This window comes from Microvirga sp. 2TAF3 (assembly GCF_052114965.1).
Classification (GTDB): Bacteria; Pseudomonadota; Alphaproteobacteria; order Rhizobiales; family Beijerinckiaceae; genus Microvirga.
Genome location: NZ_JBFRFT010000016.1, coordinates 14,972 through 38,651, shown reverse-complemented (window position 1 = coordinate 38,651; position 23,680 = coordinate 14,972). Strand labels below are relative to the sequence as shown.

Genomic DNA, 23,680 nt, shown 5'->3' with positions numbered 1-23,680 from the left:
TTTTGCTGCATCGTTTTTGCGAAGAGCCGGCCCCCTTCATCGCACGATGCTTTAGCATACTCCGGACGCTCTTTCGTCGCACCAGAGACGACTTATAGATCCTGGCGTACCGCCCGGTATTTGTACATGATCTCCTGGCAAACGGCAGCCTCGGTCAAAGTGCGACTTTGATTGGGGTCAGTGAAGGTCGGCTTACCGCTTGAACGCGGAAGTCCGGCTGTGGTCAGCCTCAGGCTCTCGCACCGGGCGGCGGCAAGGCACCTGTTCCGGTTATGGCGGCACGAGTTCAAAGTGCGAGCGATCCCTGTCCTTGAAGCCGTGGAAATGGCCACCCCAGCGGATGGCTACTCCCAGCTCAGCGGCGGCCTTCTTCAAGGCGACGGCGATCCGACTCTGGGTCTGCGGATCAAAGTAGACGCGACCCTCCCGGTCGAGCGGCCATAAGTCGACCGCGTTGCCCGACCGGTGCGGGCTTTCCTGCGTTTTGGACCAGCCCCAGGCAACCGCCCTGCGTTGTAGCTTGTCGTCGCGCTTACCCGAGCCGATCACGAAACGCAGGCCGGGATTGTCGACCTGAGCCTTCCGCACCACATGGGCGAGCATCGGGTTGATGGCCTCGAGGTTAGCCTCATGGTTTCCCGTTGGGTCCGGGTTCCACGCTCGGAACATGGCGAGCTGATCCCGGCCATATTCATCCCTCGTGGGGATCTTGGCATAGACGCCACCAGGTCCGTAGAACGGACTGGTGGAGGCATCCGGAGATCTTCGTGAACCAACGCCGGATTCCTCCTGCGCTACGGCATACAGGCCCACGTCAAAGAGGGTGACGATCAGCAATCCGAGCCGGAGGGAACGTACGGTGAGAACCATGGCGACACCTCAATAGTCGCAGCACGACGTTGCCCAATGAAGGTGGAACACTTCGGCCGCTCTGGCATCACTGAACCGGACCGCGGTACGGGACGCCGTTCGGCTGTTCCGAAGAATACATCGTGACGTAGAGCGGAGCTAATGAAAGTCCGTCCACCGTTATGCAGCTATGCAGCGGGATGCGGGCGGAACGGAACCGAAAGCCAGGCTTCCCGCGTTGAAGCTGTGCCCTATCGCACAAGGGAGGCCCGCATGTCTCACTTCCTGCCCGGAGTCGCGGGGTTGGCTTGTATGGCGATGCTCACCGGGCCAGTTCAGGCGCAACCGGTGGCTTCGCTCGGCGGTCACCCCGCGAATTTCCTCGAGCGCCTGTTTGGCGGGCTGTCCTCTCCGACGGCCCGTCAGGTGGTCGCCTGGGGCGGTTCGCATCAGCCTGGCACAATCGTCATCTCGACTAGCCAGCGGCGGCTTTATTTTGTGCTCGGCCAGGGCCGGGCTATCCAGTACGGGATCGGGGTCGGTCGGCCTGGCTTTACCTGGAATGGGACGAAGACCGTCAGCATGAAGCGGGAATGGCCCGACTGGAGCCCCCCGGCCCAGATGTTGCGACGTCGACCCGATCTGCCGCGCTACATGAAAGGCGGCTTAGGCAATCCACTGGGGGCCCGGGCTCTCTATCTCGGCTCGTCCATGTACCGCATTCACGGTTCGAACGAACCGGAGACAATCGGCTACGCGGTGTCATCCGGGTGCATTCGCATGACAAATGCCGATGTCATTGACTTATACAGCCGCACGAGGGTGGGCACCAAGGTCGTGGTGCTGCGCTGACCCGTAGGCTTTCAGACGGGCATGGTGAAGGTCAGCTCACCCGGCAATGAAGAAGTCCAGCCAAGGTCTGCCTCGTGCCAGGAAGAGACATTTGCCGGCTGTGGGTCCAGGGTCCTGAATGAGAGAAGGGGCGCCTCATGCGCCCCTTCTCTCCTTACGTACATCATCCTGCCGCGACAACCAGCCGGGTGCCGACCGCTTCCAGGATCAGGCGGTGCGCCCGTTCGACGATGTCATCCAGGGAGCGCGTCTTCACGAACATGGTCGAGGCGCGCGCCCAGATCTCGTCCCGCGTGGGAACATGCGGCAGATGCACATGAGCCAGCACCTCATGCGCCTTGTGCTGCGCCGCGGTGAGCTTCACCCGTAGGTCGGTGAGGCTCGGGGTGGTTTCCAGGGCATGGCTCACCTTGGCCGTGATGCTCTCCACGTTGAAGGTCGCAACGAGATCGGCGGCGGCCCGGTCGATCACCCGCGAGCCGAGCTTCTGCTCGTTCTTCAGAACGGCTTCGGGCGGGCTCTTGAGATCCCACACCACGCCGACCCACGAGAGCGCCTTGAGGATGTAGAAGGTCGGGTCGATCTCCCACCAGCGGAAGCCCTGGCGCACGCTGGCCTGGTAGGCATGATGATTGTTGTGCCAACCCTCGCCCATGGTGAAGAAGGCCAGCAGCCAGTTGTTGCGGGAGTCGTCGCCGGTCACATAGCGCTTGGACCCGCGCACGTGGGCGAGCGAGTTGATGCAGAAGGTGGCATGGTAGACCGCCACCGTGCTCCAGAAAAAGCCCACCACAAGACCCGGCCAGCCCGCGATCAGGAAGGTGATCACGGCGAGCACGGCGGCAGGAACCAGCTCGTACCTGTGGAGCCACATCAGCTCCGGATACCTGGTGAAGTCGCCGACCTTCACGAGATCGACGGTGTCGTGCTTGCGCGCGAAGATCCAGCCGGCATGGGCAAAGAGAAAGCCCGTATGGCGCGGCGAATGCACGTCATGCTCGGTATCGGAGAACAGGTGATGGTGCCGGTGCTTGGCGGCCCACCACAGTACACTCTTCTGAGCTGAGCTCTGCGCAAGACAGGCGAGAATAAACTGGAACACCCGGCTTGTTGCGTAGGAACGATGCGAGAAGTAGCGGTGATAGCCGGCCGTGATCCCGAACATCCGCAGCCAATAGAGGCTGGCGGCAATGGTGACCGCCTCCCAGGTCACGCTGGTCCAGATAGCGGCGAAGCACGCCAAGTGAACGAGGATGAAGGGGATCGTCTGTGGGTAGACGATGTCGTCATGATCGTGGTGATCGTCGTGCTGTTGTTGCTTGAGGGGAGACGTGGAACTCATTCTAAACCCATAAGATGTCAGGTGGCGCTTGGCTTGCCGTTAGGGGAGCAAGCCGCGCCGAGAATTTGTTTAGCTATAAACTATCGGGAGAGAAAGCCGGGCTTCGTGCGACTTAGTGGGCGCTGCCGAGAGACGAGTGAGACTTGTTCGGGGGAGCGAACTTGCTGGCTCTCCTCCTTGGTTGACAAGGTCTGGAACGGGTCAAATTGGGAAGAAGGACCCTCGTCTTGGAAGGCCTGCTTACTCCTGCACCTCGGAAAGAAGGCTAAGGTCAACCCTGTGCCATAAGCCGTCGTTCCCTGCTGCGCAGAAGTCGGCAAGGATTGATGTATCCGGTCATCCCGGGAGCGGAACTGCCAATCCTACCTTGACGCGGTCCATGGCCACAAAGGTACGGAACCTCTTCACGTTGTTATTGCCGAAGAACAGGCGCCGCGTGAGCGCTTCATAGGCCGTCATCGTCGGCACCACGATCACCAGAACGAAGTCAGCCTCTCCGGTGACGTAGTAGCACTGCTGCACCTCGGGAACCGAGGCGAACTCCCGCTTGGCGGCATCGATCAGCTCCCCCGTCTCGCTGATCACCTCGACCTCGACGAAGATGGTGATAGATTGCCCGACCTGGGCCGGATCGATGATCGCGACGTTGGCCTGGATGATCCCGGTCTCCTCCATCCGCCGGATGCGGCGCTGCACGGCCGGCGCTGACAGATTGACGGTTTCGCCGATGACCCGCTGTGGGGTCGAATTGTCGCGCTGGAGGATGTTCAGGATTGCGAGATCAAAGCTGTCGAGGGTGATCGAGGACAAAGACTTGGACACCACGGACCCACTTACACGAAAAATTCTTGCATCCAGAGGGCCCAAATAGAGCGCCTTTCTCGTGCCAAGTGCAATATCTTCTCGCCGTCTCACATTAGAAGGACGGCGATGTTCCTGCCCAACCAGCACTCCGACTACCGTAAGCCCCTTGATCCGGTCGATGCCGAGACGCTGGGCGTGAAGGCTGCCGAGGAGGTCGAGCGGCATCTCAGCTATCGCGACAACCATGCCCCGACGCCCCTACACACCCTCCAAACCCTGGCCGTCGAACTCGGGGTGGGCGCGATCCACATCAAGGACGAGGGCTCCCGGCTGGGCCTCGGCAGCTTCAAGGCCCTGGGTGGTTCCTACGCGGTCATTCGGCTCGTGCTGGAGGAAGCTAGCCGCCTGCTCGGCCGTCAGATCGACATTGCCGAGCTGAACTCGCCTGAGGTCCGCTCAATCGCGGCCGGGATGACGTTTGCTTGTGCCACGGACGGCAATCACGGTCGCTCGGTGGCTCAGGGGGCGCAACTTGTCGGCGCGAGGGCTGCCATCTTCGTTCACTCCGGCGTCAGTGATGAGCGCGTGGCGGCCATCGCCCGCTTCGGCGCACAGATGATCCGGGTCGAGGGCACCTATGACGACTCGGTCGCGGACGCGGCACGTGTCGCATCCGAGAAGGGCTGGACCGTGGTCTCCGACACCTCCTGGCCGGGCTACGAGCGCATTCCAGGGCTGGTCATGCAGGGCTACACCGCCATGGTTCGCGAAGCCTTGCGCCAGCTTCCCGCTCCCCCGACCCATGTGTTCGTGCAGGCGGGCGTCGGCGGCGTCGCTGCCGCCGTGGCGGGGCATCTCTCGCTTGTGCTTGGCAACTGCCGGCCGACCTTCGTCGTGGTCGATCCGGCGCGGGCTGCCTGTCTCTTCGAAACCGCGCGGGCGGGACATCCGGTCAAGATCGACCACGACAAACCGACCGTCATGGCAATGCTGGAATGCTACGAGCCGTCGCTGGTTGCTTGGCGGGTGCTGTCCCGCGTCGCGGATGCGTTCATGATGGTTGACGAGGAGGATGCGGTCGCGGTGATGAACCGCTTGGCCCGACCTACCGGGAATGATCCGGCCATCGTGGCGGGCGAGAGTGGCGGTGCTGGCCTTGCCGGCCTCATTCGCGCTGCGGCGAATCCTGAGATCAGGGCAGCGCTCCATCTCGATGAAGCGTCCCGCGTGTTCCTCATCAACACCGAAGGTGCCACCGATCCGGAGCGCTACGCCGAGTTGGTCGGAATGGCGCCCGATACGGTCGCAACCCGCGGCGAAGGGGCGGACACATGAACACGCTGTCGATCAACGCGGAGCGCCTGCTCGGCCGCCTCCGGGAGCTCGGGCAGATCGGTCGGGATAGCGACGACAGGTTGGTGCGGCTCGCCGGCTCCGACGCCGACAAGGCCGGACGCGATACCTTCGTCGCATGGGTCCGCGCGGCAGGCTTGGAGGTCGCCGTCGACCGCATCGGCAACATCTTCGGGATCTGGAGACATGCCGACAACGCTGACGAAGCACCCGTCCTACTCGGCTCGCACATCGATACCGTCATCAATGCCGGTATCTTCGACGGCTGTTACGGCGCGCTCTCCGGGCTGGAGGTGATCGAGACCCTCAAGGCCGCCGGATACGTCCCCGCGCGGCCTATCGCGGTCGCTGCCTTCACTAACGAGGAAGGCGTGCGCTATGCGCCCGACATGATGGGATCGCTGGTCTATGCCGGAGGACTCTCGGTCAAGGAGGCGCTGGCGACGGTCGGCACCGATGATACCATTCTCGGCGAGGAGCTGGAGCGCATCGGCTATGCCGGGTCCGAAGAACCGGGCTTCCTCAAGCCGCACGCCTATGTCGAGTTGCACATCGAGCAAGGACCCGTTCTGGAGCGCAAGGGCGTGCCCATTGGCGCGGTCGAGAACCTTCAAGGCATCTCCTGGCAGCGTGTCACCATCGACGGCGACGCCAACCATGCCGGCACGACGCCGATGTCGATGCGTCGGGATGCCGGCCATGCCGCAGCGCGCGTGGTTACCTTCCTGCGCGATCGGGCCCGCAACGCGAATACACCCACTGTCGCGACGGTGGGCTGCATGGGTTTTGAGCCGAACGCGATCAATGTCATCCCCTCCCGCGCCACCTTCACGGTGGACCTGCGCGATCCCGACGAGCAGCGCCTTCAGGCCGAGGAAGCAGCCCTGGCCGCCTACCTGAAGGAGCTGGCGGCTGCCGAGGAGGTCACGATCTCGGTCGAGCGGCTGGCGCGGTTTGAGCCGGTGACCTTCGACCGGAGGATTGTGGAGCTGGTGGAGGATGCCGTCCGGGAACGGGGGCTCACCGCGAAGCGCATGACCTCGGGCGCAGGCCACGATGCCCAGATGATCGCCCGGATCGCGCCAGCCGCGATGATCTTCGTGCCGAGCATCGGCGGCATCAGCCACAATCCCCGCGAGCACACGCCGGAGGCCGACCTCATTGCAGGCGCCAACATCCTGCTCGACGTCGTCATTCGCCTCGCAGCCGAATAACTGAATAAGGAGAAAGCCATGGCCATGGATCTGGATGCTCTCGAACGGGAAATGACCGCTTGGAGGCGCGATCTGCACGCCCATCCGGAATTCGGCTTCGAGGAGAAGCGGACGAGCGCCTTCGTCGCCGCCAAACTGCGCGAGTTTGGCCTTGATGACGTGACCGAGGGCGTGGGCGGCACAGGCGTCGTCGGCACCCTCAAACGCGGCAGCGGCAATCGGGCGATTGCGCTCCGGGCCGACATGGATGCCCTGCGCATCACCGAACAGGGCACGCAGGACTACCGCTCGCAGAACCCAGGCACGATGCACGCCTGTGGCCATGACGGCCATACCACCATGTTGCTCGGGGCCGCGAAGCTCCTCGCCCAAGAAGACGGGTTCGACGGCACCGTGCGCTTCGTCTTCCAGCCCGCCGAGGAATGGGGCAAGGGCGCGCTCGCCATGCTGGCCGACGGGCTGATGGAACGGTTCCCATTCGAGGAGATCTATGGCCTGCACAACATGCCAGGCTTTCCCGTCGGGCACTTCCAGACGCGCGCGGGGCCGATCATGTCGGCGGAGGACAACTTCGAGATCGTCCTGAAAGGCATCGGTGGCCATGCCGCCCGCCCGCACTGGGGAAACGAGGTCCTCGTCGCCGCCTGTGCGACCGTGATGAACCTCCAGACCATCGTGTCCCGTCGCCTCAGCCCGACCGATGTTGGCGTCGTGTCAGTGACCGAATTGACCACCGACGGCACCCGCAACGCCTTGCCCGGGCTTGCCCGCATCCTTGGTGACGCCCGCAGCTTCCGGCCCGAGGTCAGCGCCGAAATCGAGAAGCAGATGCGCATCATCGCCGAAGGGACGGCCCTGACCTACAACGTCGCCACTGAGGTGACCTACACGCGGGAGTTCGTGCCGACCCTGAATGATGCCGCCTTGGTGGACGCGGCCTTTGCGGCCGCCCGGACCGTGTTTGAGCCGGACCATGTCTCAACGGCGCGGGAGCCGATGACGGGCTCGGAGGACTTCGCCCGTTTCCTGGAGCACGTGCCCGGCTGCTTCGCCTTCGTCGGGAACGGCAAGCAGTCCGCGCCCCTGCACAACCCTGCCTATGACTTCAATGATGATGGGCTGCTCTACGGGGCTCGCTTCCATGCTGCCGTTGCACGGCAACGTCTGCGCTCAGCGTAAAGGCGCCAACCGGAGGAGAAGGGAATGATAAAGTCGTGGGTCTTCGCGGCAGCAGCCATGGCAATGCTGGCCCAGCTTGCACGAGGCGTGTTCCGCTCGGCCGTTGGACGCGAGATGCGCCGAACCAAGGCCGGCGGGATCGACCTTCTCTCGAAAGTCGCTGTGTTTGGTTGATAACGCCGGCGTGTCAATAGGAACAGTTCTTGCGCTGAACCCATCTCGGACCGATCGGTACCTCGGTCGTTGAACTCTAAGCGAATGCCGCGCGAGGTACGAGGGGAGCGGCGATCAGCCTAATCGTGGCTCATCGCGCAAGCCAAGGCCTCCATACGTTGGCATGGAAGCACCCTGATCATAAATACGCCCGGCTCCCTATTAAGGTTCGTCCTTAATAGGGCACGCGATCTGCTTTATTCTTGTACTTCTTCCAAACCTCAACTGCTTCAGGCTGCATGATCTGCACGCATTTGATGGACCGGTCGGAGATCGGTTTACGCAGTTCCCCATAGCTCATGCTGTCGTCGAAATCGCCGTACTCGAGAGCATCTTCATTGGTTGATGCGTAGAAGATCAGCTTGCTAGCGTCAGGGCGATCCGCGACCTTAGTCCATGCTGGGGTTCACCATATGCGCGCGGGCGACATCTACATTGCGGTTGTACTTTCGAGCGCGGTTGAAATGGGTCTTGCCGCGCTGCAGGCGGAGTTCGGGGCGATCGATCATGAATATTTGCCGAACGGCCTTTATCAAGCGGCGCGCCTCGTCATTTGCCGCGATTGTGGGGATTCCGAATTCGGATCTGAGACCCTGGTGACAGCGCTTGGTTGTTCTCGAGCAACGCTCTATCGCCTGTTCGCGGCGCGCGGCGAGAGTGTCGCTGCCACGATCTGGTCCACGCGGATCGAGAATGCTTACGCGATGCTCACCTCAACGATGCATCGGAATCTTCGCGCAGGTGAAGTTGCGCAACGTTGTGGTTTTACCGATCAAGCGACTTTCAATCGGATGTTCAAGCGCCGGTATGGAATGACGCCTTTGGATGCGGCCAGAATAACCGTCAAGGGTGAATACCCTGCGACGCCATCGGTTGACCACGGCTGACGAGCGTCAAGCGCAAGCCGCAGCCTTCGCGGCATGGGCGAACATCGCCTCTGTGGCGCGCACCGCCTGAAAACGATGCTCCGCTCAGCCCGAATTCTATCGAATGGCCGTTAATGTGACGATGTCCGCAGCATGGCCCACCTTCTACGGCGAGGTAGCCGGAATCAAGTAAAGGACGGCCGCGATGATGAAGTAGAGCGCCAGCAGTTGAGCACCCTTGAACCAGTTGGACTGGCCCGTCGTCGCAACGGTCGCCCCGAGGAGCACCGCCCCGAACAGCATCCACATCTCCGCCTGCGAGAAGACCAACTGGAACTGCGGTTGTCCCATGGCCGGCGCGATGAGGACCAGCACGGGAGCAACGAAGAGGGCGATCTGCACGCAGCTTCCCAGGGCAATGCCGATGCTGAGGTCGACCCGGTTGGCCCGGCCCATGGCGATGGCCGATCCAGACTCGGCTGCGCCTCCGACGAGCGCGAGCACGATCACGCCCATGAACATCTGAGACATGCCGAGTGAGTGGCCAGCCTGCTCGGCGGCACCGACGAGCAACTCGCTCATCCACGCGGCACCGAGCGACGCGACTAGCAGCATCGCGATGCCCCGCGCGACGCCGGGGTGTTTGCCGGTCTCACCGTTCGACGCCGGGGCATTCAGTTCGGCGAACGTTTCTGGATGAGTTCTCAGGGAGTAAAGCAGGAACAATCCGTAGAGACCGAGCAGGACGATGGCCACGACGAGGTCCAGGGTGGCGTGCTGGGCCAGGTGAGGTTCTGCTCCAAGAGCGCGGTGGAACGCGCTCGGCAGCGCCAGGCTGATCCAGGCCAGCACCATGGTCGAGGAGTAGGTCCGCACCGCGTTCGGGTTATATTCCTGGCTGTGATGACGAAGGCCGCCGAGCAGGAACGACAGGCCGAGAGCTACCAGCAGGTTGGCGAGCAGTGCCCCGACGATCGAGGCGCGCACCATCTCCAGGAGGCCCGCCCGCAGGGCGGCCATGGTGATGATCAGCTCCGGAAGGTTGCCGAAGGTGGCGTTGAGAAGGCCCCCGATCACGGCACCGGTGTGGGCGGCGACCTGTTCGGTTCCCTGGACGATGAGCTTAGCGAACGGCACGATGGCCAGCGCCGCACAGAAGAAGACGAGGCCGGCTGGAACGTTGCCGGCGTGATCGAGAAGGGCGGCGGCAGGGGCGAGGACCAGCAGCCACAGGAGGGAAGGCCTGAGCAGGGATGTCGCGGCCGCCGGGTGTACGTCAGGATACGACTTGTCCGTCATGACCTCGTCCCCCTGTATTTTCGCGCGGGCCGGATCGCTTCGGTTCAGCGCCGTTATCGATCTCGATGGAGCGGCAAATCGCTCCGACGGGACATTGCGCGACGTCGACCGTTTTCACCCAGGCCGGGCATGCGGTTTCCTGGAGTACGCAGAAGCTCCCATTGCGCACGTAGCGGTCGTAGGTCGCGGACCCGGTACGCAGCACGGCCGCACCCTGGGAGGCCACGCCCCCCTTGGCCTGGGCACGGGTCATGGCAAGGATCATGGGGCCCGACTGGGCGATGGCCCCGGTTGCGAAACCTGCGATGGCAACGGACACCACCATCGACTTCATGGCATCCTCACTGTCTGGACCCTATTCTGGCCCTGCCGGAACCCGGCGCTTGATCGGCGAGGACAATCCCTTGACGGTTTGGGCCACCGGTCTCTCACCCGAAATGGCCTTCGGCCCGCCAAGCCGTCGGCGTCTGGCCCGACCAGCGTCGGAAGGCCCGGGTGAAGGCACTGCTCTCCGAATAGCCAAGCGCCGCCGCGATCTGACCGAGTGGCACCTCAGTGTCCTGCAGCAGCTGGCGCGCGATCTCGAAGCGGGTCTCATTGGCAATCGCCCGATAGCCCATGCCGCCATCCTTCAGGCGCCGGCTCAGGGTACGGCGGTGCATCGCCAGCAGATCGGCGATATCGCCTGCCGAGCAGCGATGGCTCGTCAACCGCGTGCGTAGCAACCGCCGGATATCATCGGAGAACTCGGATCCCCATCCACCCTTCAGTTGCTCGATCCGTTCCTCCAGCAGGGCGCGGATCATGTGATCGGCCCCGGGGATCCGACGATCCAGGTCGCGGGCCGGAAGGACAATCGCGGCGCTCTCCTGGTTGAACCGGACGGGAGCCCGGAAATGGCGCCGGTATGGTCCCAAGTCCGCCGGGGCGGCCCGGGGCAGCAGCACCTCGGCCGGGGTCCAACCAGACCCGCACAGGGCACGGATCGCGTTGACCGCGAGAGCGAGGGCCTCATCCGAGATCTGGTCCGCGCTCTCGGCCTCCGGCTGGTAGACCGCATAGCTGAACAGAACCACGTCCTTGTCGATCATCAGCGCCGAGACTGCGCCGCGGTTCTGGATGCTCAGGTTCGACACAAGGGCGCGCAAGGCGTCACCCACTGTCTCCGAATGCTGCATCAGGCGCCCGACCAGGCCGAGGGACAGGATCGTGGCGCGTTGCCCGGCCAGCAGCCCGAAATGCGGACAGTTCGTGCGGGCCACGCACAGGGTGAGCAGCCGGCCCAGGGCCGCATGCGAAATCACGTTCTCCGCATCGTCGAACAGGCGCGGGTCAAGTCCCACCTCTCGAATAACCGGATCGGGATCGATGCCGAGATCGCGCAGGGTCGAGACGATCTCCTTTGGAACCCCAAGGTGGATGCAGCCGGGAGGAAGCCCCCGGCCGGGCGGGGGTGCCAATGGGGAACGCTGTACGGCGGTACTGGTAGACGGAAGCTCAATGTTCCCGGTCATTGCCGCAGCCCCTTGCCGTGTTCGGGTAATTACCGCACGACCGTGGTCGGGATACCCGAATCCGGAGGTTGATCACCGTTGAATCAACTTAGGTTAAGCTACGATTCAGGCCATTTCACGGAATTGGCCCGCCGCTTTCACTCCCGCTGTCCCATCCTGTCAACGGCATGTCCTAAAGCGTCAAGCCAACTAATCCCATCGGTGCGATGATGACCCCTCCTGCGGATCGCGGAGGGGCTGCGGATGAGCCGGCAAGACGTCATGAAGACGAAACGGGTAGCGGCTGAAGCGACGAATGATCCTGCCCTGCCCATGAAGCGGAAGGAATTCGAGAGCGAGCTGAGACAGCTTCAGGTCGAGCTCGTCCGCCTGCAAACCTGGGTCAAGGCGACAGGCGCCAGGATCATTGTGGTGTTCGAGGGCCGCGATACGGCCGGCAAGGGCGGAGTGATCAGCCGGATCACCCAGCGGGTGAGTCCCCGGGTGTTCCGGCATGTCGCCCTGCCCGCGCCGACCGAGCGCGAGAAGAGCCAGCTCTACATCCAACGCTACGTCGCCCACTTCCCCGCCGCCGGCGAGATCGTGCTGTTCGACCGCTCCTGGTACAACCGGGCCGGGGTCGAGCGCGTGATGGGCTTCTGCACCGAGGACGAGTACGAGCGGTTCATGCGGCTCGTGCCGTCGTTCGAGCAGGAGATCGTCGACAACGGCATCATTCTGCTCAAGTACTTTCTCGATGTCGGCCAGGACGAGCAGAGGCGGCGGTTTGCCGATCGGATCGAGGATCCGGTCAAGCATTGGAAGCTCAGCCCGATGGACACCGAGTCGGTGCGGCGCTGGTGGGACTACACGCTGGCCTACCAGGACATGCTGCGCGGCACCGACACGCCGATCTGCCCCTGGCACGTCGTCCCGTCCGACGACAAGCGCCGGGCCCGCCTCAACCTGATCGCGCATCTGCTCAGCCAAGTCCCTTACGGGAAGGTCAAGGTCGAACTCCCGAAGGTGCCGAAGCCCGATCCAAGACCGAAGGGAGCCGAGGACGGGCTGCCCGCAAGGAACATCGTGCCGGCACGGTACTGAACGCCATGGGAGTGGAACCGGGAGCGCCGTCATGGCCGACATCCACCCACTGAATCCACCCGCGCCCGGCCGGGCGGATGCCGCCGGACTGCCGTCTGCGGATGGGCAGGATGGACATGACTCCCGGAGCGGAGGAGGTCAAGACACGGCGCCGACCGCCCGCGAGACTCGCGATGAAGCCGGATGGCGGCGTTGGATGCCCGGACTGCGCACCTTGTTCCAATACGAGGCGACATGGCTGGGGCATGATCTTGTGGCCGGGCTGGTGTTGGCGACGATGCTGGTCCCGGTCGGGATCGCCTACGCCGTAGCATCTGGCCTGCCGGGTATCTTCGGCCTCTACGCCACGGTCGTCCCGCTGCTGGTCTACGCCGTCTTCGGGCCCAGCCGCATCCTCGTCCTCGGCCCGGATTCGGCCCTTGCGACGGTCATCCTCGGCGTGGTGCTCCCGTTGTCGGGCGGGAACCCGCAGCGTGCCGTGGCCCTGGCCGGCATGATGGCTCTCGTCTCGGGGACGGTCTTGATCCTGGCTGGCCTGGCACGGTTGGGCTTCGTGACCGAACTCCTGTCCAAGCCGATCCGCTACGGCTACATGAACGGCATCGCACTAACCGTCCTGATCAGCCAGATCCCCAAGCTGTTCGGCTTCTCGGTCGAGACCACGGGACCGCTGCGGGACCTGTGGGCCATCGGCGAAGCGATCCTGACCGGCAGGACGAACTGGGTCGCCTTCGCGGTCGGGGCGGCGACGCTGACGACGATCCTGATGCTGCGAGGCATCAGGATCGTGCCCGGCATCCTGGTCGCGGTGGTCGGCGCAACCATTCTCGTCGGCGTACTCGACCTCGCGGAACGCCATGGCGTGGCAATCTTGGGATCGCTTCCCCTGGGCCTGCCTGGATTCGCGATTCCCTGGATCGGGATCTCCGACGTTATTCCCGTGCTGATCGGAGGCTGCGCCGTCGCCCTGGTATCGTTCGCCGACACCAGCGTGCTGTCCCGCGCCTATGCGGCGCGGACACGCACCCGGGTCGATCCCAACCAGGAGATGGTGGGGCTGGGAGCCGCCAACCTGGCCACTGGCTTCTTCCAGGGCTTCCCGATCAGCAGCAGCAGCTCGCGCACGCCCGTCGCCGAGGCCGCCGGGGCCCGCACGCAACTGACTGGCATCGTCGGCGCACTCGCCATTGCCTTGCTGCTGCTCGTGGCGCCCGACCTCCTGCGGAATCTGCCCACCTCTGCTCTGGCCGCAGTCGTCATTGCCTCCGCAATCGGGTTGTTCGAGGTGGCTGACCTCAGGCGGATCTACCGCATCCAGCGCTGGGAGTTCTGGCTGTCGATGGTCTGCTTCGCCGGCGTGGCCGTGCTCGGCGCCATTCCCGGGATCGGCCTGGCGATCGTGATCGCCGTCATCGAGTTCCTGTGGGACGGCTGGCGCCCGTACTCCGCCGTCCTGGGCCGTCCAGCTGGGATCGAGGGCTATCATGACATCACACGATATCCGGAGGCCCGTCGAATTCCGGGCTTGGTCCTGTTCCGCTGGGACGCGCCCTTGTTCTTTGCCAATGCGGAACTGTTTCGCGAGCGCGCTCTTGCCGCGGTGACGGAGTCGCCGACCCCGGTCCGGTGCGTGGTGGTCGCGGCGGCGCCCGTCACCAGCGTCGACGTGACCGCGGCCGATGCCCTCATCGAGCTGGATCAGGCGTTGCAGGAAAAGGGTATCGAGCTCCGCTTCGCCGAGCTCAAGGATCCGGTCAAGGACAAGCTGAAGAGATTCGGGCTGTTAGCCCGGTTCGGCGAGACGCGGTTCTTCCCGACGATCGATGCGGCCGCTTCCCGCTACTTCCAGGCCCATGAGGGAGATCCGGAGGTCCGAGGGTGAGCCGGGCGAATGGACATAGACGAGGACAGCTTAGATTTTTGACATCAGTTCCGATAAGCCCGCGCCAGGAAGGTCCGGGCCGGATGACGGGGCGAACGCAACGTAATGCAATGTTTGGATGGAGAATGACATGACTCGCATTCGATCCTTGTCCTGCGCCGGACTGGCGCTAGCCGCGCTCACCGCCTTATCCATGACAGCAGGGCCCGCGAACGCCATCGTCTATTGCAAGACAGTCGGTGTGCCGAAGGGTTGCGTCGCGCGTCCGGTTGCGCCCGTGGCTCGCCGTGCTGTGGTAACCCCCGGTGTCGGCGCCCCGGGTGTCGGAGTTCGCCCCGGCACCCCTATGAACCGCGGCGGTCCGGTCAATCGCGCCGGCCGGCGCTGAAGGGCCAGTGGTTGACGAAAGCCTGGTCAGAAGACTTCGGGTCGACCTCGCGTCCAACGGCGTCAAGCTGTCGATGAGCAGATCCGCGGGAAAATCTCCGACCTAATGGCAACTGCCGTCACTCAGGGGCGCTCAAGCGCCTTGGTGACATCCTGGGCTGGAGGCGGTCAGCCCCCGGTCCCGGTGCGGCCGCCACTATTCACGGACTTGGTGCAGATGGCCATCAGCTTGGCGGTCTCGGCGTTGTAATCGCGGAGGGTTTCCTCGATCCAGCGGGAGTGGATGGCTGTCACGTCCGCAAGGTTCTTGCAACCCATCATCTTGCGGACGGTTTCGCCATCCTTCCCAAGGCGCAGGGACACGAAGCCCATCATCTCGCGCTGGCATTCGGTGACTGTCGCGAACCACGTTTCTGTGGCGTTCACCAGGGCGCGGCCGCTGTCGCCGGACAAAGCGGATTCGTTGATGCTACGCAGCGTGTCCGACAGTGCCGACTTCTTTGGCATGGTGGCCATGATCGTCCTCCTTGAACGAACCTTTTCCTCGGAATGGAAGTGTTACTCGGAATGAAAGGGTCGCCCTCACTTGCTGCAGGCGACTGATGGCAAAATCCGCCTCCCTGCGCGCCGTGTCATTCACCATGGCCTCGCGCATGGTCGCCACAACATCCCTCCTCGCCTCTCAGTGCCCGCCGAGCACAAGGGTCTGGATCGGATACAGAAGCGCTTGGATGCGCAGGATCATGGCGTGCACGAGCCCGACGGCATCCACACCATGAAGGGCAAGACCCTTTATGGTGCCGACCTGGCCCGAGGCGATCAGGTCGTGGTTGCTGGTATAGGCATTGGCGATGCAGCTGCTGCCGGGCGTGACCCCATCCAGCCCACCGTCGTAGAGAGGCTCCAGATAGACCAGGATGGTTCCCGGCCGCGTCACCTGCTGCGCCTCGATCAGCTGCTCGCCGCTGCGGATCTGGCCGGCGGCGATGAATTCCTGCACCCCTGTGACCACCATCGGGATGATGGTCCAGGGCTTCGACGCGCACGTGGCTTCGGCCGCCATGCCGGACTTCATGATCTGCGCCTCGACCTGTCCGAAGCCGGCCTGCAGGCGCCCCTGCCCTGCACCCTCCGGGATCAGGATCCCGGCCGGACGCATGAGCGGGTTGACGATGTCGCCCACCCGCAGCGTGAACTGCTCCACCCCGCCGCTCACGCCGGCTCGGACGACGGTCTTGTCCAGGTCAACTTGCGCCTGGGCCAACTCGGCCGCGGCGCTGGCCTTCTCTGCGGGCAGCAGCGTGGAGATCCGCGTCTGTGCCTGCTCCTTGGCGGCAACGGCGGCGTCAATGCCGCCCTGCCGCCCCTCGACGGCGACCTGTAGCTTCTCGATGTCCCTTGTGGCGACAGCGCCTGGATTGCGTCGGTAGATCTCCTGCTTGGTCTCCAGTTCGTCCACGGCCTGCTGATAGGCGCTCCTGGCCTCCAGCAGCTTGCCTTCGGCCGCGGCGACATCGGTCCGCGCCGCCACCAGCTCGGCCTCGACCTCGGCGATCTTGCGGCGGGCGGTCTCCGCGGCCGCCTCCTGCTTCGAGCTGTCGAGCTTGAAGATCGGTGCTCCTTGTTTGACCGAACCGCTCACGCCGTCGATATAGACCTCTGCAACACGCCCATTGGTCTCCGGCAGGATCGGTATGGTTCTGAAGTATGCGGTGGCGTTCGTGGTCGCCGGGTGATTGTAGAAGATCACCGTGATCAGCCCCACAGTGAGCATCAGGCAAGCGATGATGCCCCACCGCAGCTCGAACCAGACCGAGTAGAGCGTGATCTCCTTGCCGAGCCGCTTGCCCTGGGCATAGCGGCGGTAGAGATAGTCCGGCAGGATTGTCAGCAGCGAGCAGAGAAGAAGCTCAAGCATGGATCTTCTCCTTGGATATCCGGGAGGGGGTGATGGTGGGCGGCACCTCGGCAGCGCCTTCGCTCGGCTTTTCGGCCGGCGGGCCAGCGGCGCCGATCTCGTCAGGTGCGTCGCCCGCGCCCGCGCCCGGCTTCAGGCCGGCAATCTTCTCAAGCGATCCGGCGATCCGGCGCAGCGGATTTCCAAAGTCCGGAATGTCGATCAATGCGAGCAGCAGTCCGACTACCCAGAACAGATGCACATGCGTGAAAAGCGCCAGCAGGCCCAGAATTGCGACGATCTCGAACTGCAGCTTGTGGCCCCTATGGGCGATCCTCTCCGGCAAAGTATGCAGGCGGAGGAACAGCAGTCCCACCGCCAGCACGGCAAGCACCAGAAACACCGCCACGACCACCATCAGGACATCGGTCTCGCCGGGCGCGGTGATGAACGCCGGCAGGTGATGGGGAGCCGCCGGGTGAAGTGACGCAGTCATACTGTTTCTCCGATTGAAGAGGTTGGGACACTCTCTGGGGTGGGCCTCTCCCCATCCGTTTTGGTCAGCCCATGATGGACCGCGAGGTCGGCCTCGGTAGCGGCAAGCACCTCATCGACCGAGACCCCCTCCGCCGTCTCCAGCAGCGTTGCCCGGCCCTCCGGGAAACCGATCACCGCCAGTTCGGTGACGACAAGATCGACTTGGCGGTCCGACGTGAGCGGCAGCGAGCACTCCCGGACGATCTTCGGGCGGCCCTTGGCGGTGTGCTGCATGGCGACGATGACGCGCTTGGCACCGGCCACCAAGTCCATGGCGCCGCCCATGCCCGGCACCATCTTGCCCGGCACCATCCAGTTCGCGAGACGTCCGTGCTGGTCGACCTGAAGGCCGCCCAGCACCGTGAGGTCGAGATGGCCGCCGCGGATCAGCCCGAAGGACATGGCGCTGTCGAATGTGGACGCCCCTGGCAGGGCGGTCACGGGTTTCCCGCCCGCGTCGGTCAGCCACGGAAGCGCCATGCCGGGCTCGGGCACCGGGCCGGTGCCGATGAGGCCGTTCTCCGACTGGAAGAAGACATGGATCCCCTTGGGAACGAAATTTGCCACGAGCGTCGGGATGCCAATGCCGAGATTGACCAGCATCCCGTCCCGCAGCTCCTGCGCGATGCGTTTGGCGATGAGGGATTGCGCGTCCATGGCTTCAGCCTTTCGCAACGAGGTAGTCGACGACCGGAGCGGGCGTCATGACGTGGTCCGGTGAGACGACGCCGATGGGAACGATGTTCTCGGCCTGAACGACGACCGTGTCCGCGGCCATGGCCATCAGCGGGTTGAAGTTGCGCGCCGTGAGGACGTAGGAGAGGTTGCCCAGGTAGTCGGCGATGAAGGCGTGCACGAGCGCAAAGTCGGCCCGCAAGGCGGGCTCCAGCAGGTAGTCTCGGCCATCGACCGCAATCTTCTGCTTGCCCTCCTGCACAACCGTGCCGACGCCGGTTGCTGTCAGGATGCCACCGAGCCCGAAGCCGCCCGCACGGATGCGCTCCGCGAGCGTGCCCTGCGGGACAAGGTCCACCTGCAGGCTTCCCGCCAGCATCTGCCGCTGCGTCTCGGGATTGAGGCCGATATGGCTCACGACCACCCGGCGGAGCAGCCCGGCATCGACCAGCTTGCCGATGCCGATGCCCGGCGCCGCGGTGTCATTGGCGATGACTGTCAGGCCTCCCTTTTGCTGCCGTACGAGCTCGTCCACCAGCGGCTCCGGCGTTCCGACACCCATGAAGCCGCCGATCATCAGGGTGGCCCCGGCCGGGATCATCGTAATGGCGTCTGGAAGCGTAATGGTCTTCATTGCGGCCTCCTCACTGCGATGTCGTCGATTTGCTTCTGCACGAACGGCTTGGGGTGAGCCTCTTCGAAACGGAAAGATCCATGGGCTGCCTCTCCTTTGCGGTTGATCAGGCGGGACCGGGCGCGGCTTCGCTGGCGCGCCCCCAGTCCTGGAACAGGGTGTGGGCGACCGCGAGCAGCACGGGGCCGAGGAAGACCCCGACGATTCCGAACGTCAGGAGGCCGCCCAGCACACCCAGAAAGATGAGCACCATGGGCATCCTGATGCCGCGGCTGATCAGGTACGGACGCAGGACGTTGTCGAGATTGCCGACGAGAAGGCCATTCCACGCCATCACGAACACAGCCCATCCCGTGTGGCCGGAGGACATCAACCAGAGGCCTGCGGGCAGCCAGAACAGCAGAAGCCCCAACGGCAGCAGGGTGATGACCACGCCCACAGCGCCAAGCACGATGGCGCCCGGAACGCCGGCCAGCCAGAAGCTGAAACCGAGCAGAATGCCTTGGATGAGAGCTGTCCCGAGAACGCCGTTGACTACGCTAATGATGGTCATTCCGGCGGTTTCCAGCACGCGCCGCGCCCGCCAGCCGCCGAGCCGTGACATCGCCCAATCGAGGCGGCTCTCGGCATAGGCGCCGTCGCGGTACAGGAAGAAGGCCAGGACGATGCCGAACACGACCTGAAATGTTCCCGAGAGCAGCGATGCTCCCTGTTGCAGCGCCCACTCGCGCAGCGGCCGTACGTAGGGTGCGAGCGTCGGCCCAAGCTCCGCGCCCTGCTGCGATATCTGGGTCCACACACGTTCCGCCTCTGGTCCTACCAAGGGCACGCGCCCGAGCCAGTGGGGCGGTGGCAGACCCTGATCGATGGCGGTGCGGACAGCCGCGGCGAGCCGGGCGACGTCGTCCGCCAGATTCGCGCCTAAGGCCAGAAGCGGGAGGACGAGCAGGCCGGCAATCATCAGGGTCATGAGCAGGGCCGCCAGCGTCTGCCGCTCGCCGAGGAGGTGCTCAACCCGCCGGAACAGCCGCCATGTCGACACGCAGAGAATGACGGCGAAAAGGATGGCCGTCAGGAACGGCTTCAGGACAAGGATGCAGCCGACGGCCAAGATTAGCAGCAGGATGAGTCCAAGCGCCTTCTCGACATACGACGCCTCTTGGGGAGCGGTCTGCTCCCAGGAATTCACGGCCTCGGCTGGATCCACAGAGCGCACGGTTTCCTCCTGATTGGGCTGCCGCTAACACCCGCCGCAGAGGGTGCGATTGAGACGGCAGTAGGACCTCCTCTTGATCGTATGTTCACGCATGGGACCAGCATCACGCCATGATGCTGAGCCCGCCGTCGACATAGGTGGTCGTTCCGGTGAGCCTTCTGGCAAAGGGCGTCGTCAGATACGCGGCGGTGAGACCTACGTCTTCGATATCGACCAATTCGCCGATGGGCGCGCGCGCGATGGCCTCGGACAGCAGGACATCGAAGTCCTTGAGGCCGGAGGCAGCCCGTGTCTTCAGGGGGCCGGGCGACACGGCGTGCACGCGGATATGCTTGTCGCCCAGTTCATAGGCGAGATAGCGGACGGCGCTCTCCAAGGCCGCCTTGACGGGGCCCATCAGGTTGTAGTTCGGGACCACCTTGTTGGCGCCATGATAGCTCATCGCCAAGAGCGTTCCGCCTTCGGGCATCAACGGCTCGGCCAGCCGGGCCATGCGGACGAAGGAGTGGCAGGAGATGTCCATCGCCACCTTGAAGCCCTCGTCCGAGCTGTCGACGAGGCGCCCCTGCAGGTCCTCCTTCGGTGCGAAGGCAATGGAATGGAGCGCGATGTCGAGGCTGCCCCAAGTCTCGCGGATCTGCTGGAAGACGGCCTCAAGTTCCCCGTTCCGCCCGACGTCGCAGGGGGCGAAGATCGAGGCCCCGAGCTCCTTGGCGAGAGGCTCGACGTAAGACCGGGCCTTCTCATTGAGGTAGGTCACAGCAAGATCGGCCCCGAGCTGGCGGAAGACCCGCGCGCAGCCATAGGCAATCGAACGCTCGTTGGCGATGCCGATGACAAGGGCACGCTTACCGTGCAGGATCTTCGACTGGATGGCGGCTTTGGTCAGTTCGTTAGGTTGATCGTTCATGGCCTTGCCCTCGCGCGTCGGTTGTCGCGGGCTCGACGAGCGGATTCCTGCTTCACCGCCAGAGGCCGGAGCTGCTTGGGGGGCTCCGCCTTCGGCTCCGTAATTGGACTGCCTGTCGCTTCGCCGTCGGAACCGTCCCGGGACAGGAGGCGCCGGATCTCGCCCAGCAAGGCGATCTGCTTTGGATTGGCCTCGATCCGGCCCTCAAGGCGGTCGAGCAGGTCGAGCAACCGACGCCGGTCCGCGGAGGCCCGCAGCAGCTTCGGAAGCGCGACGAGCGCCTTCACCGGCTCGAAATCGACGATGTAGGACTGCCCACGGATGATCTCGCGGGCAGCCTCCGCCGGCATTTCGAGGAGACCGACATCCTTGCCGACAAGCTCGCGAGTCCGCTTCATGGCCGAGAGCCGCCGCCGTCCGGTGCCGGCCTTCATCAGCAGGAGCACCGCGCGGACGATGCCCTCCGTCGGATCGCCCTCCTCAAGGCGCGACAGCGCCCTCTTGACCAGGGGAGCATTCCGCACGTCGATGGGTTCCTCCGCGACGGCCTCCTTCTGCTCCGCAGCCACGCCGATGCTGGTCGGGCCGTAGGTGCGGAAGAAGGTGTTCTCCACCCCTGCGTCGCGCAGGTCGCGATAGAGGTCCCACGAGGCGGACGTGATGGCGGCCGTCCAACGCTCCATCATTGCCATCGGACCCTTGTTGTCACGCGGCGCGCGGTTCGCCCGGACCATCTCGGCCGCGCCCTTGAGCGGCCACAGGAAGGGATTGAGATCCGACATCGCCCATCGCTGCGCCCGTTGGGGATGCATGGTCCGCCGCATGGCCGCCCCTGCGGGCGTCACCATCGCAGCAACGAGAGGATGGATGAAGCTCTCGTAGGCGGAAGCGAACGCCTCGGAGGTCGTCTCGACTGTCTCGAACGGCACCTCGTCCTTGCGGCCGTATTTCTGCAGGATCTGCAGATCCTCGACGCGCCGCTCGGTCAGCAGAACGTCGTAGCGCACGCTCCCGTCCGTCTTCAGCTCTTCGACCTGCATGCCGTAGAGGCCCGGCGGCAGGTGCTCGATATAATCGATCAGGTCGACAATCTGCGTGTGCTCACGCTTAGCGACAGCGCCTGAGACGAAGATACCAAGATGGCCGACGCTCTTATGCATCAGGCCGACAATGACCTGCCCGTTCGCCTTGAGCGCTTCCGTGGTCGGGTAAATATCCGCAACCCAGTTGAAGGCCTGCTGCGGTGGCGTGATGTTGTCGCCGAGCGATGCAAAAAGGATGATCGGAGACTGGATCGCCCGCAGGTCGAAGGCGCGCCCCTCGGACCATTCCGCGTCGCCTTCCGCGAGGTTGTTACCTACGAACAGGTTCTCGACGATCCACTTGATCTCCTGCCGGTCCATCAGGAAGAAGCCCCCCCACCAGCGCTCGAATTCCAGGAAGCGCTCCGGCTCAGTGTCGATCTTTGAGAAGAGGGTGTAGTACTTGTCGAAGTAGGTATTAGCGGGGTTGAGGTACTCGAAGTTCTCGACAAGGTAGGCCCCATCGAACTTGCCGGCGCCAAGATCACTGGCCAGGAGCGCTGGCCAGGTGCCGCCGAGCATGCCGCCCGCATAGCGCATCGGGTTCTCGCCGTCGTTGCCGGCCCAGTAGGACATCGGGGCCCCGTTGATGACGATGGGCCCCACGAGATCCGGTTCGATGGCACCGACAAGCATGGAGGCCCATCCGCCCTGGCAGTTGCCGATCACGACCGGCTTGCGGGTCTTGGAATGACGCTCGCCAACGATGCGGAGGAATTCGGCTTCGGCACGCGAGACGTCCGCCAGAGTCTGCCCGGGCACCGGCTCCGGGAAGAAGCTGACGAAGTAGACCGGGTGCCCTGCCTTGAGCGCCACGCCGACCTGCGAGTCCTGCTTGAATCCGCCAATGCCCGGCCCGTGGCCTGCCCGCGGATCGATGATGACGAAGGGTCGCCGCTGCGGATCGGTCTTGATGCCATCCGGAGGAATGATGCGCAACAGAGCGTAGTTTACGGGCCGCTCGAACGTGCGGGCATCCGCGATGGTCTCCCAGTCGAAATCCAGAAGAGGCGGCTTGCCGGCCTTCTCATGCTCGATCCAGTTGTTGCCGCGCTGGCGCAGCGTGTCCCAGAACAGGATCGAGCGCTGTGTGAAGTCGAGCCAGTAGGCACTGGCGTCACGCCAGAGATCCAGGGGGGGAGCCGAACGCGCCGAACCCTCCAGCCACGGTTCGCTCGCGGTTTTCACGGCATCAAGGTAGCGCTGAACCGCCTTGGTGCACCGCTCGTGGTAGACCTCGGTGACCTTCGCCTGCGAACGGGCGAGCTCCGTCAGCCCGGCCTGCCCGCCGTCGTTCCGTTCTCCGGTCCTGGATTCGACTTCTCGCATTGCTCTTGTCCTGTCCAAAGGTGCTTCCGAAGAAGCTCACTTCTTTCACTTCTTTGTGTCGCCCCATTTGAGGAAGAAGCCGACGTCGCCCGGCAACCCGCCCGGCCACTCGATGATCAGCGCGCTCAGCCTGAACCCGGCCTGCCTAAGCTGGTCGCGCCAAAGCTCGTACGCCTGGCGCGGGCGTCCGGTGAGGGTTTCCGGCCAGCTCGGATCCGCGTTGTTGATCGCGCGGCCATGGTCCGTGCACAGCGCATTGGGGAACCGCATGACCATCAGCTCGGTCTGGCCGCGTTCCGCCGCCGCCCGTAGCTTCGTCTTCAGCGGCTGCACAATTTCCTTCAGGCGCTCAGGCGTCAGGTCGATGGGCTCAGCCAGCCGCTTGATCAGCGCTTCGCGTGCTTGGCCGGCCTTATCCATGCCGTCGACCGACTTCATGGCTTTCGCCATCTGCATCTCGGTCATGTAGTTGCGCAGGTCGGCGGCCGACATGAACGTCTCGTCGCCGAGTTCCTGCTGGGCCTTTGACTGTTCCGGCTTCGTCTTCAGCGTTTCCATGACAT

At 64.1% G+C, this 23,680-nt stretch carries 24 protein-coding genes; 9 read left to right on the top strand and 15 right to left on the bottom strand.

Going from position 1 to position 23,680, the window contains the following annotated elements; genetic code table 11:
• Positions 1-270: 270 nt before the first annotated feature.
• Positions 271-870 (bottom strand): M15 family metallopeptidase, encoded by a 600-nt coding sequence (locus AB4Y97_RS15530; protein WP_441999947.1) that lies wholly within the window; start codon positions 868-870, stop codon positions 271-273.
• A gap of 252 nt (positions 871-1,122) precedes the next feature.
• Here AB4Y97_RS15530 and AB4Y97_RS15525 point away from each other — a divergent pair, with 252 nt between their 5' ends.
• The gene (locus AB4Y97_RS15525) at positions 1,123-1,701 is read left to right on the top strand and encodes a L,D-transpeptidase (protein WP_441999946.1); all 579 of its coding nucleotides are present in this window, start codon (positions 1,123-1,125) and stop codon (positions 1,699-1,701) included.
• A gap of 163 nt (positions 1,702-1,864) precedes the next feature.
• Here the strand turns inward: AB4Y97_RS15525 and AB4Y97_RS15520 are convergent, their stop codons facing one another.
• Complete coding sequence (locus AB4Y97_RS15520) at positions 1,865-3,043, bottom strand: acyl-CoA desaturase (protein WP_441999945.1); 1,179 nt, start codon at positions 3,041-3,043, stop codon at positions 1,865-1,867.
• Between the two features lie 336 nt (positions 3,044-3,379).
• On the bottom strand, positions 3,380-3,868 hold the full coding sequence (locus AB4Y97_RS15515) for an Lrp/AsnC family transcriptional regulator (protein ID WP_441999944.1): 489 nt from the start codon (positions 3,866-3,868) through the stop codon (positions 3,380-3,382).
• A gap of 105 nt (positions 3,869-3,973) precedes the next feature.
• On the opposite strand from AB4Y97_RS15515, the gene AB4Y97_RS15510 reads away from it, so the two are divergent.
• From AB4Y97_RS15510 to AB4Y97_RS15490, 5 genes are all read left to right on the top strand, one after another.
• A complete protein-coding gene (locus AB4Y97_RS15510; protein WP_441999943.1) occupies positions 3,974-5,182 on the top strand; it encodes a diaminopropionate ammonia-lyase in 1,209 nt (402 codons plus the stop codon).
• Positions 5,179-6,414, top strand: a complete 1,236-nt coding sequence (locus AB4Y97_RS15505) for a Zn-dependent hydrolase (RefSeq protein ID WP_441999942.1) — start codon at positions 5,179-5,181, stop codon at positions 6,412-6,414. The genes AB4Y97_RS15510 and AB4Y97_RS15505 overlap by 4 nt, the downstream gene beginning before the upstream one ends.
• Before the next feature lie 18 nt (positions 6,415-6,432).
• The gene (locus tag AB4Y97_RS15500; RefSeq protein ID WP_441999941.1) at positions 6,433-7,593 is read left to right on the top strand and encodes a M20 aminoacylase family protein; all 1,161 of its coding nucleotides are present in this window, start codon (positions 6,433-6,435) and stop codon (positions 7,591-7,593) included.
• A gap of 24 nt (positions 7,594-7,617) precedes the next feature.
• Complete coding sequence (locus AB4Y97_RS15495) at positions 7,618-7,767, top strand: hypothetical protein (RefSeq protein ID WP_441999940.1); 150 nt, start codon at positions 7,618-7,620, stop codon at positions 7,765-7,767.
• A gap of 452 nt (positions 7,768-8,219) precedes the next feature.
• A complete protein-coding gene (locus AB4Y97_RS15490) occupies positions 8,220-8,693 on the top strand; it encodes a helix-turn-helix transcriptional regulator (protein WP_441999939.1) in 474 nt (157 codons plus the stop codon).
• A 144-nt stretch (positions 8,694-8,837) separates the two neighbouring features.
• Here AB4Y97_RS15490 and cax read toward each other — a convergent pair whose 3' ends face one another.
• The 3 genes from cax to AB4Y97_RS15475 form a co-directional block, all read right to left on the bottom strand.
• Positions 8,838-9,971: a calcium/proton exchanger gene (gene cax, locus AB4Y97_RS15485; protein ID WP_441999938.1), complete on the bottom strand. Its 1,134-nt coding sequence runs from the start codon at positions 9,969-9,971 to the stop codon at positions 8,838-8,840.
• Positions 9,949-10,305 (bottom strand): hypothetical protein, encoded by a 357-nt coding sequence (locus tag AB4Y97_RS15480; RefSeq protein ID WP_441999937.1) that lies wholly within the window; start codon positions 10,303-10,305, stop codon positions 9,949-9,951. Before AB4Y97_RS15480 ends, cax begins: the two co-directional genes overlap by 23 nt.
• A gap of 94 nt (positions 10,306-10,399) precedes the next feature.
• The gene (locus AB4Y97_RS15475; RefSeq protein ID WP_441999936.1) at positions 10,400-11,485 is read right to left on the bottom strand and encodes an AraC family transcriptional regulator; all 1,086 of its coding nucleotides are present in this window, start codon (positions 11,483-11,485) and stop codon (positions 10,400-10,402) included.
• A gap of 243 nt (positions 11,486-11,728) precedes the next feature.
• On the opposite strand from AB4Y97_RS15475, the gene ppk2 reads away from it, so the two are divergent.
• From ppk2 to AB4Y97_RS15460, 3 genes are all read left to right on the top strand, one after another.
• Positions 11,729-12,568, top strand: coding sequence for a polyphosphate kinase 2 (gene ppk2, locus AB4Y97_RS15470; protein ID WP_441999935.1), 840 nt, complete (start codon positions 11,729-11,731; stop codon positions 12,566-12,568).
• 196 nt (positions 12,569-12,764) lie between these two features.
• The gene (locus AB4Y97_RS15465) at positions 12,765-14,450 is read left to right on the top strand and encodes a SulP family inorganic anion transporter (protein ID WP_442000017.1); all 1,686 of its coding nucleotides are present in this window, start codon (positions 12,765-12,767) and stop codon (positions 14,448-14,450) included.
• A gap of 130 nt (positions 14,451-14,580) precedes the next feature.
• Positions 14,581-14,838: a hypothetical protein gene (locus AB4Y97_RS15460; protein ID WP_441999934.1), complete on the top strand. Its 258-nt coding sequence runs from the start codon at positions 14,581-14,583 to the stop codon at positions 14,836-14,838.
• A 167-nt stretch (positions 14,839-15,005) separates the two neighbouring features.
• Here AB4Y97_RS15460 and AB4Y97_RS15455 read toward each other — a convergent pair whose 3' ends face one another.
• From AB4Y97_RS15455 to AB4Y97_RS15415, 9 genes are all read right to left on the bottom strand, one after another.
• Positions 15,006-15,353: a phasin family protein gene (locus AB4Y97_RS15455; protein ID WP_441999933.1), complete on the bottom strand. Its 348-nt coding sequence runs from the start codon at positions 15,351-15,353 to the stop codon at positions 15,006-15,008.
• 166 nt (positions 15,354-15,519) lie between these two features.
• The gene (locus AB4Y97_RS15450) at positions 15,520-16,755 is read right to left on the bottom strand and encodes an HlyD family secretion protein (protein ID WP_441999932.1); all 1,236 of its coding nucleotides are present in this window, start codon (positions 16,753-16,755) and stop codon (positions 15,520-15,522) included.
• The gene (locus tag AB4Y97_RS15445) at positions 16,748-17,230 is read right to left on the bottom strand and encodes a hypothetical protein (RefSeq protein WP_441999931.1); all 483 of its coding nucleotides are present in this window, start codon (positions 17,228-17,230) and stop codon (positions 16,748-16,750) included. Before AB4Y97_RS15445 ends, AB4Y97_RS15450 begins: the two co-directional genes overlap by 8 nt.
• Positions 17,227-17,928: a 3-oxoacid CoA-transferase subunit B gene (locus AB4Y97_RS15440; protein WP_441999930.1), complete on the bottom strand. Its 702-nt coding sequence runs from the start codon at positions 17,926-17,928 to the stop codon at positions 17,227-17,229. The genes AB4Y97_RS15445 and AB4Y97_RS15440 overlap by 4 nt, the downstream gene beginning before the upstream one ends.
• A gap of 4 nt (positions 17,929-17,932) precedes the next feature.
• Positions 17,933-18,580: a CoA transferase subunit A gene (locus AB4Y97_RS15435; RefSeq protein ID WP_441999929.1), complete on the bottom strand. Its 648-nt coding sequence runs from the start codon at positions 18,578-18,580 to the stop codon at positions 17,933-17,935.
• Positions 18,581-18,686: 106 nt separating this feature from the next.
• Complete coding sequence (locus AB4Y97_RS15430; protein ID WP_441999928.1) at positions 18,687-19,796, bottom strand: AI-2E family transporter; 1,110 nt, start codon at positions 19,794-19,796, stop codon at positions 18,687-18,689.
• A gap of 103 nt (positions 19,797-19,899) precedes the next feature.
• Complete coding sequence (gene fabI / locus AB4Y97_RS15425; RefSeq protein WP_441999927.1) at positions 19,900-20,706, bottom strand: enoyl-ACP reductase FabI; 807 nt, start codon at positions 20,704-20,706, stop codon at positions 19,900-19,902.
• Complete coding sequence (locus AB4Y97_RS15420; RefSeq protein WP_441999926.1) at positions 20,703-23,117, bottom strand: DUF3141 domain-containing protein; 2,415 nt, start codon at positions 23,115-23,117, stop codon at positions 20,703-20,705. The genes fabI and AB4Y97_RS15420 overlap by 4 nt, the downstream gene beginning before the upstream one ends.
• Positions 23,118-23,162: 45 nt before the next feature.
• Entirely contained in the window at positions 23,163-23,675 is a 513-nt protein-coding gene (locus AB4Y97_RS15415; protein WP_441999925.1) for a hypothetical protein, read from the bottom strand.
• Between the last annotated feature and the right edge of the window lie 5 nt (positions 23,676-23,680).

Excerpts from the sequence above, each read along its gene's own strand:
- fabI (WP_441999927.1), bottom strand. The coding sequence starts at position 20,706 with ATGAACGATCAACCTAACGAACTGACCAAAGCCGCCATCCAGTCGAAG.
- AB4Y97_RS15530 (WP_441999947.1), bottom strand. The coding sequence starts at position 870 with ATGGTTCTCACCGTACGTTCCCTCCGGCTCGGATTGCTGATCGTCACC.
- AB4Y97_RS15440 (WP_441999930.1), bottom strand. The coding sequence starts at position 17,928 with ATGGACGCGCAATCCCTCATCGCCAAACGCATCGCGCAGGAGCTGCGG.
- AB4Y97_RS15490 (WP_441999939.1), top strand. The coding sequence starts at position 8,220 with ATGCGCGCGGGCGACATCTACATTGCGGTTGTACTTTCGAGCGCGGTT.
- cax (WP_441999938.1), bottom strand. The coding sequence starts at position 9,971 with ATGACGGACAAGTCGTATCCTGACGTACACCCGGCGGCCGCGACATCC.
- AB4Y97_RS15435 (WP_441999929.1), bottom strand. The coding sequence starts at position 18,580 with ATGAAGACCATTACGCTTCCAGACGCCATTACGATGATCCCGGCCGGG.
- AB4Y97_RS15460 (WP_441999934.1), top strand. The coding sequence starts at position 14,581 with ATGACTCGCATTCGATCCTTGTCCTGCGCCGGACTGGCGCTAGCCGCG.
- AB4Y97_RS15450 (WP_441999932.1), bottom strand. The coding sequence starts at position 16,755 with ATGCTTGAGCTTCTTCTCTGCTCGCTGCTGACAATCCTGCCGGACTAT.
- AB4Y97_RS15495 (WP_441999940.1), top strand. The coding sequence starts at position 7,618 with ATGATAAAGTCGTGGGTCTTCGCGGCAGCAGCCATGGCAATGCTGGCC.
- AB4Y97_RS15505 (WP_441999942.1), top strand. The coding sequence starts at position 5,179 with ATGAACACGCTGTCGATCAACGCGGAGCGCCTGCTCGGCCGCCTCCGG.
- AB4Y97_RS15510 (WP_441999943.1), top strand. The coding sequence starts at position 3,974 with ATGTTCCTGCCCAACCAGCACTCCGACTACCGTAAGCCCCTTGATCCG.
- AB4Y97_RS15455 (WP_441999933.1), bottom strand. The coding sequence starts at position 15,353 with ATGGCCACCATGCCAAAGAAGTCGGCACTGTCGGACACGCTGCGTAGC.
- AB4Y97_RS15480 (WP_441999937.1), bottom strand. The coding sequence starts at position 10,305 with ATGAAGTCGATGGTGGTGTCCGTTGCCATCGCAGGTTTCGCAACCGGG.
- AB4Y97_RS15465 (WP_442000017.1), top strand. The coding sequence starts at position 12,765 with ATGCCCGGACTGCGCACCTTGTTCCAATACGAGGCGACATGGCTGGGG.
- AB4Y97_RS15420 (WP_441999926.1), bottom strand. The coding sequence starts at position 23,117 with ATGCGAGAAGTCGAATCCAGGACCGGAGAACGGAACGACGGCGGGCAG.
- AB4Y97_RS15525 (WP_441999946.1), top strand. The coding sequence starts at position 1,123 with ATGTCTCACTTCCTGCCCGGAGTCGCGGGGTTGGCTTGTATGGCGATG.
- AB4Y97_RS15500 (WP_441999941.1), top strand. The coding sequence starts at position 6,433 with ATGGCCATGGATCTGGATGCTCTCGAACGGGAAATGACCGCTTGGAGG.
- AB4Y97_RS15445 (WP_441999931.1), bottom strand. The coding sequence starts at position 17,230 with ATGACTGCGTCACTTCACCCGGCGGCTCCCCATCACCTGCCGGCGTTC.
- ppk2 (WP_441999935.1), top strand. The coding sequence starts at position 11,729 with ATGAGCCGGCAAGACGTCATGAAGACGAAACGGGTAGCGGCTGAAGCG.
- AB4Y97_RS15520 (WP_441999945.1), bottom strand. The coding sequence starts at position 3,043 with ATGAGTTCCACGTCTCCCCTCAAGCAACAACAGCACGACGATCACCAC.
- AB4Y97_RS15475 (WP_441999936.1), bottom strand. The coding sequence starts at position 11,485 with ATGACCGGGAACATTGAGCTTCCGTCTACCAGTACCGCCGTACAGCGT.
- AB4Y97_RS15415 (WP_441999925.1), bottom strand. The coding sequence starts at position 23,675 with ATGGAAACGCTGAAGACGAAGCCGGAACAGTCAAAGGCCCAGCAGGAA.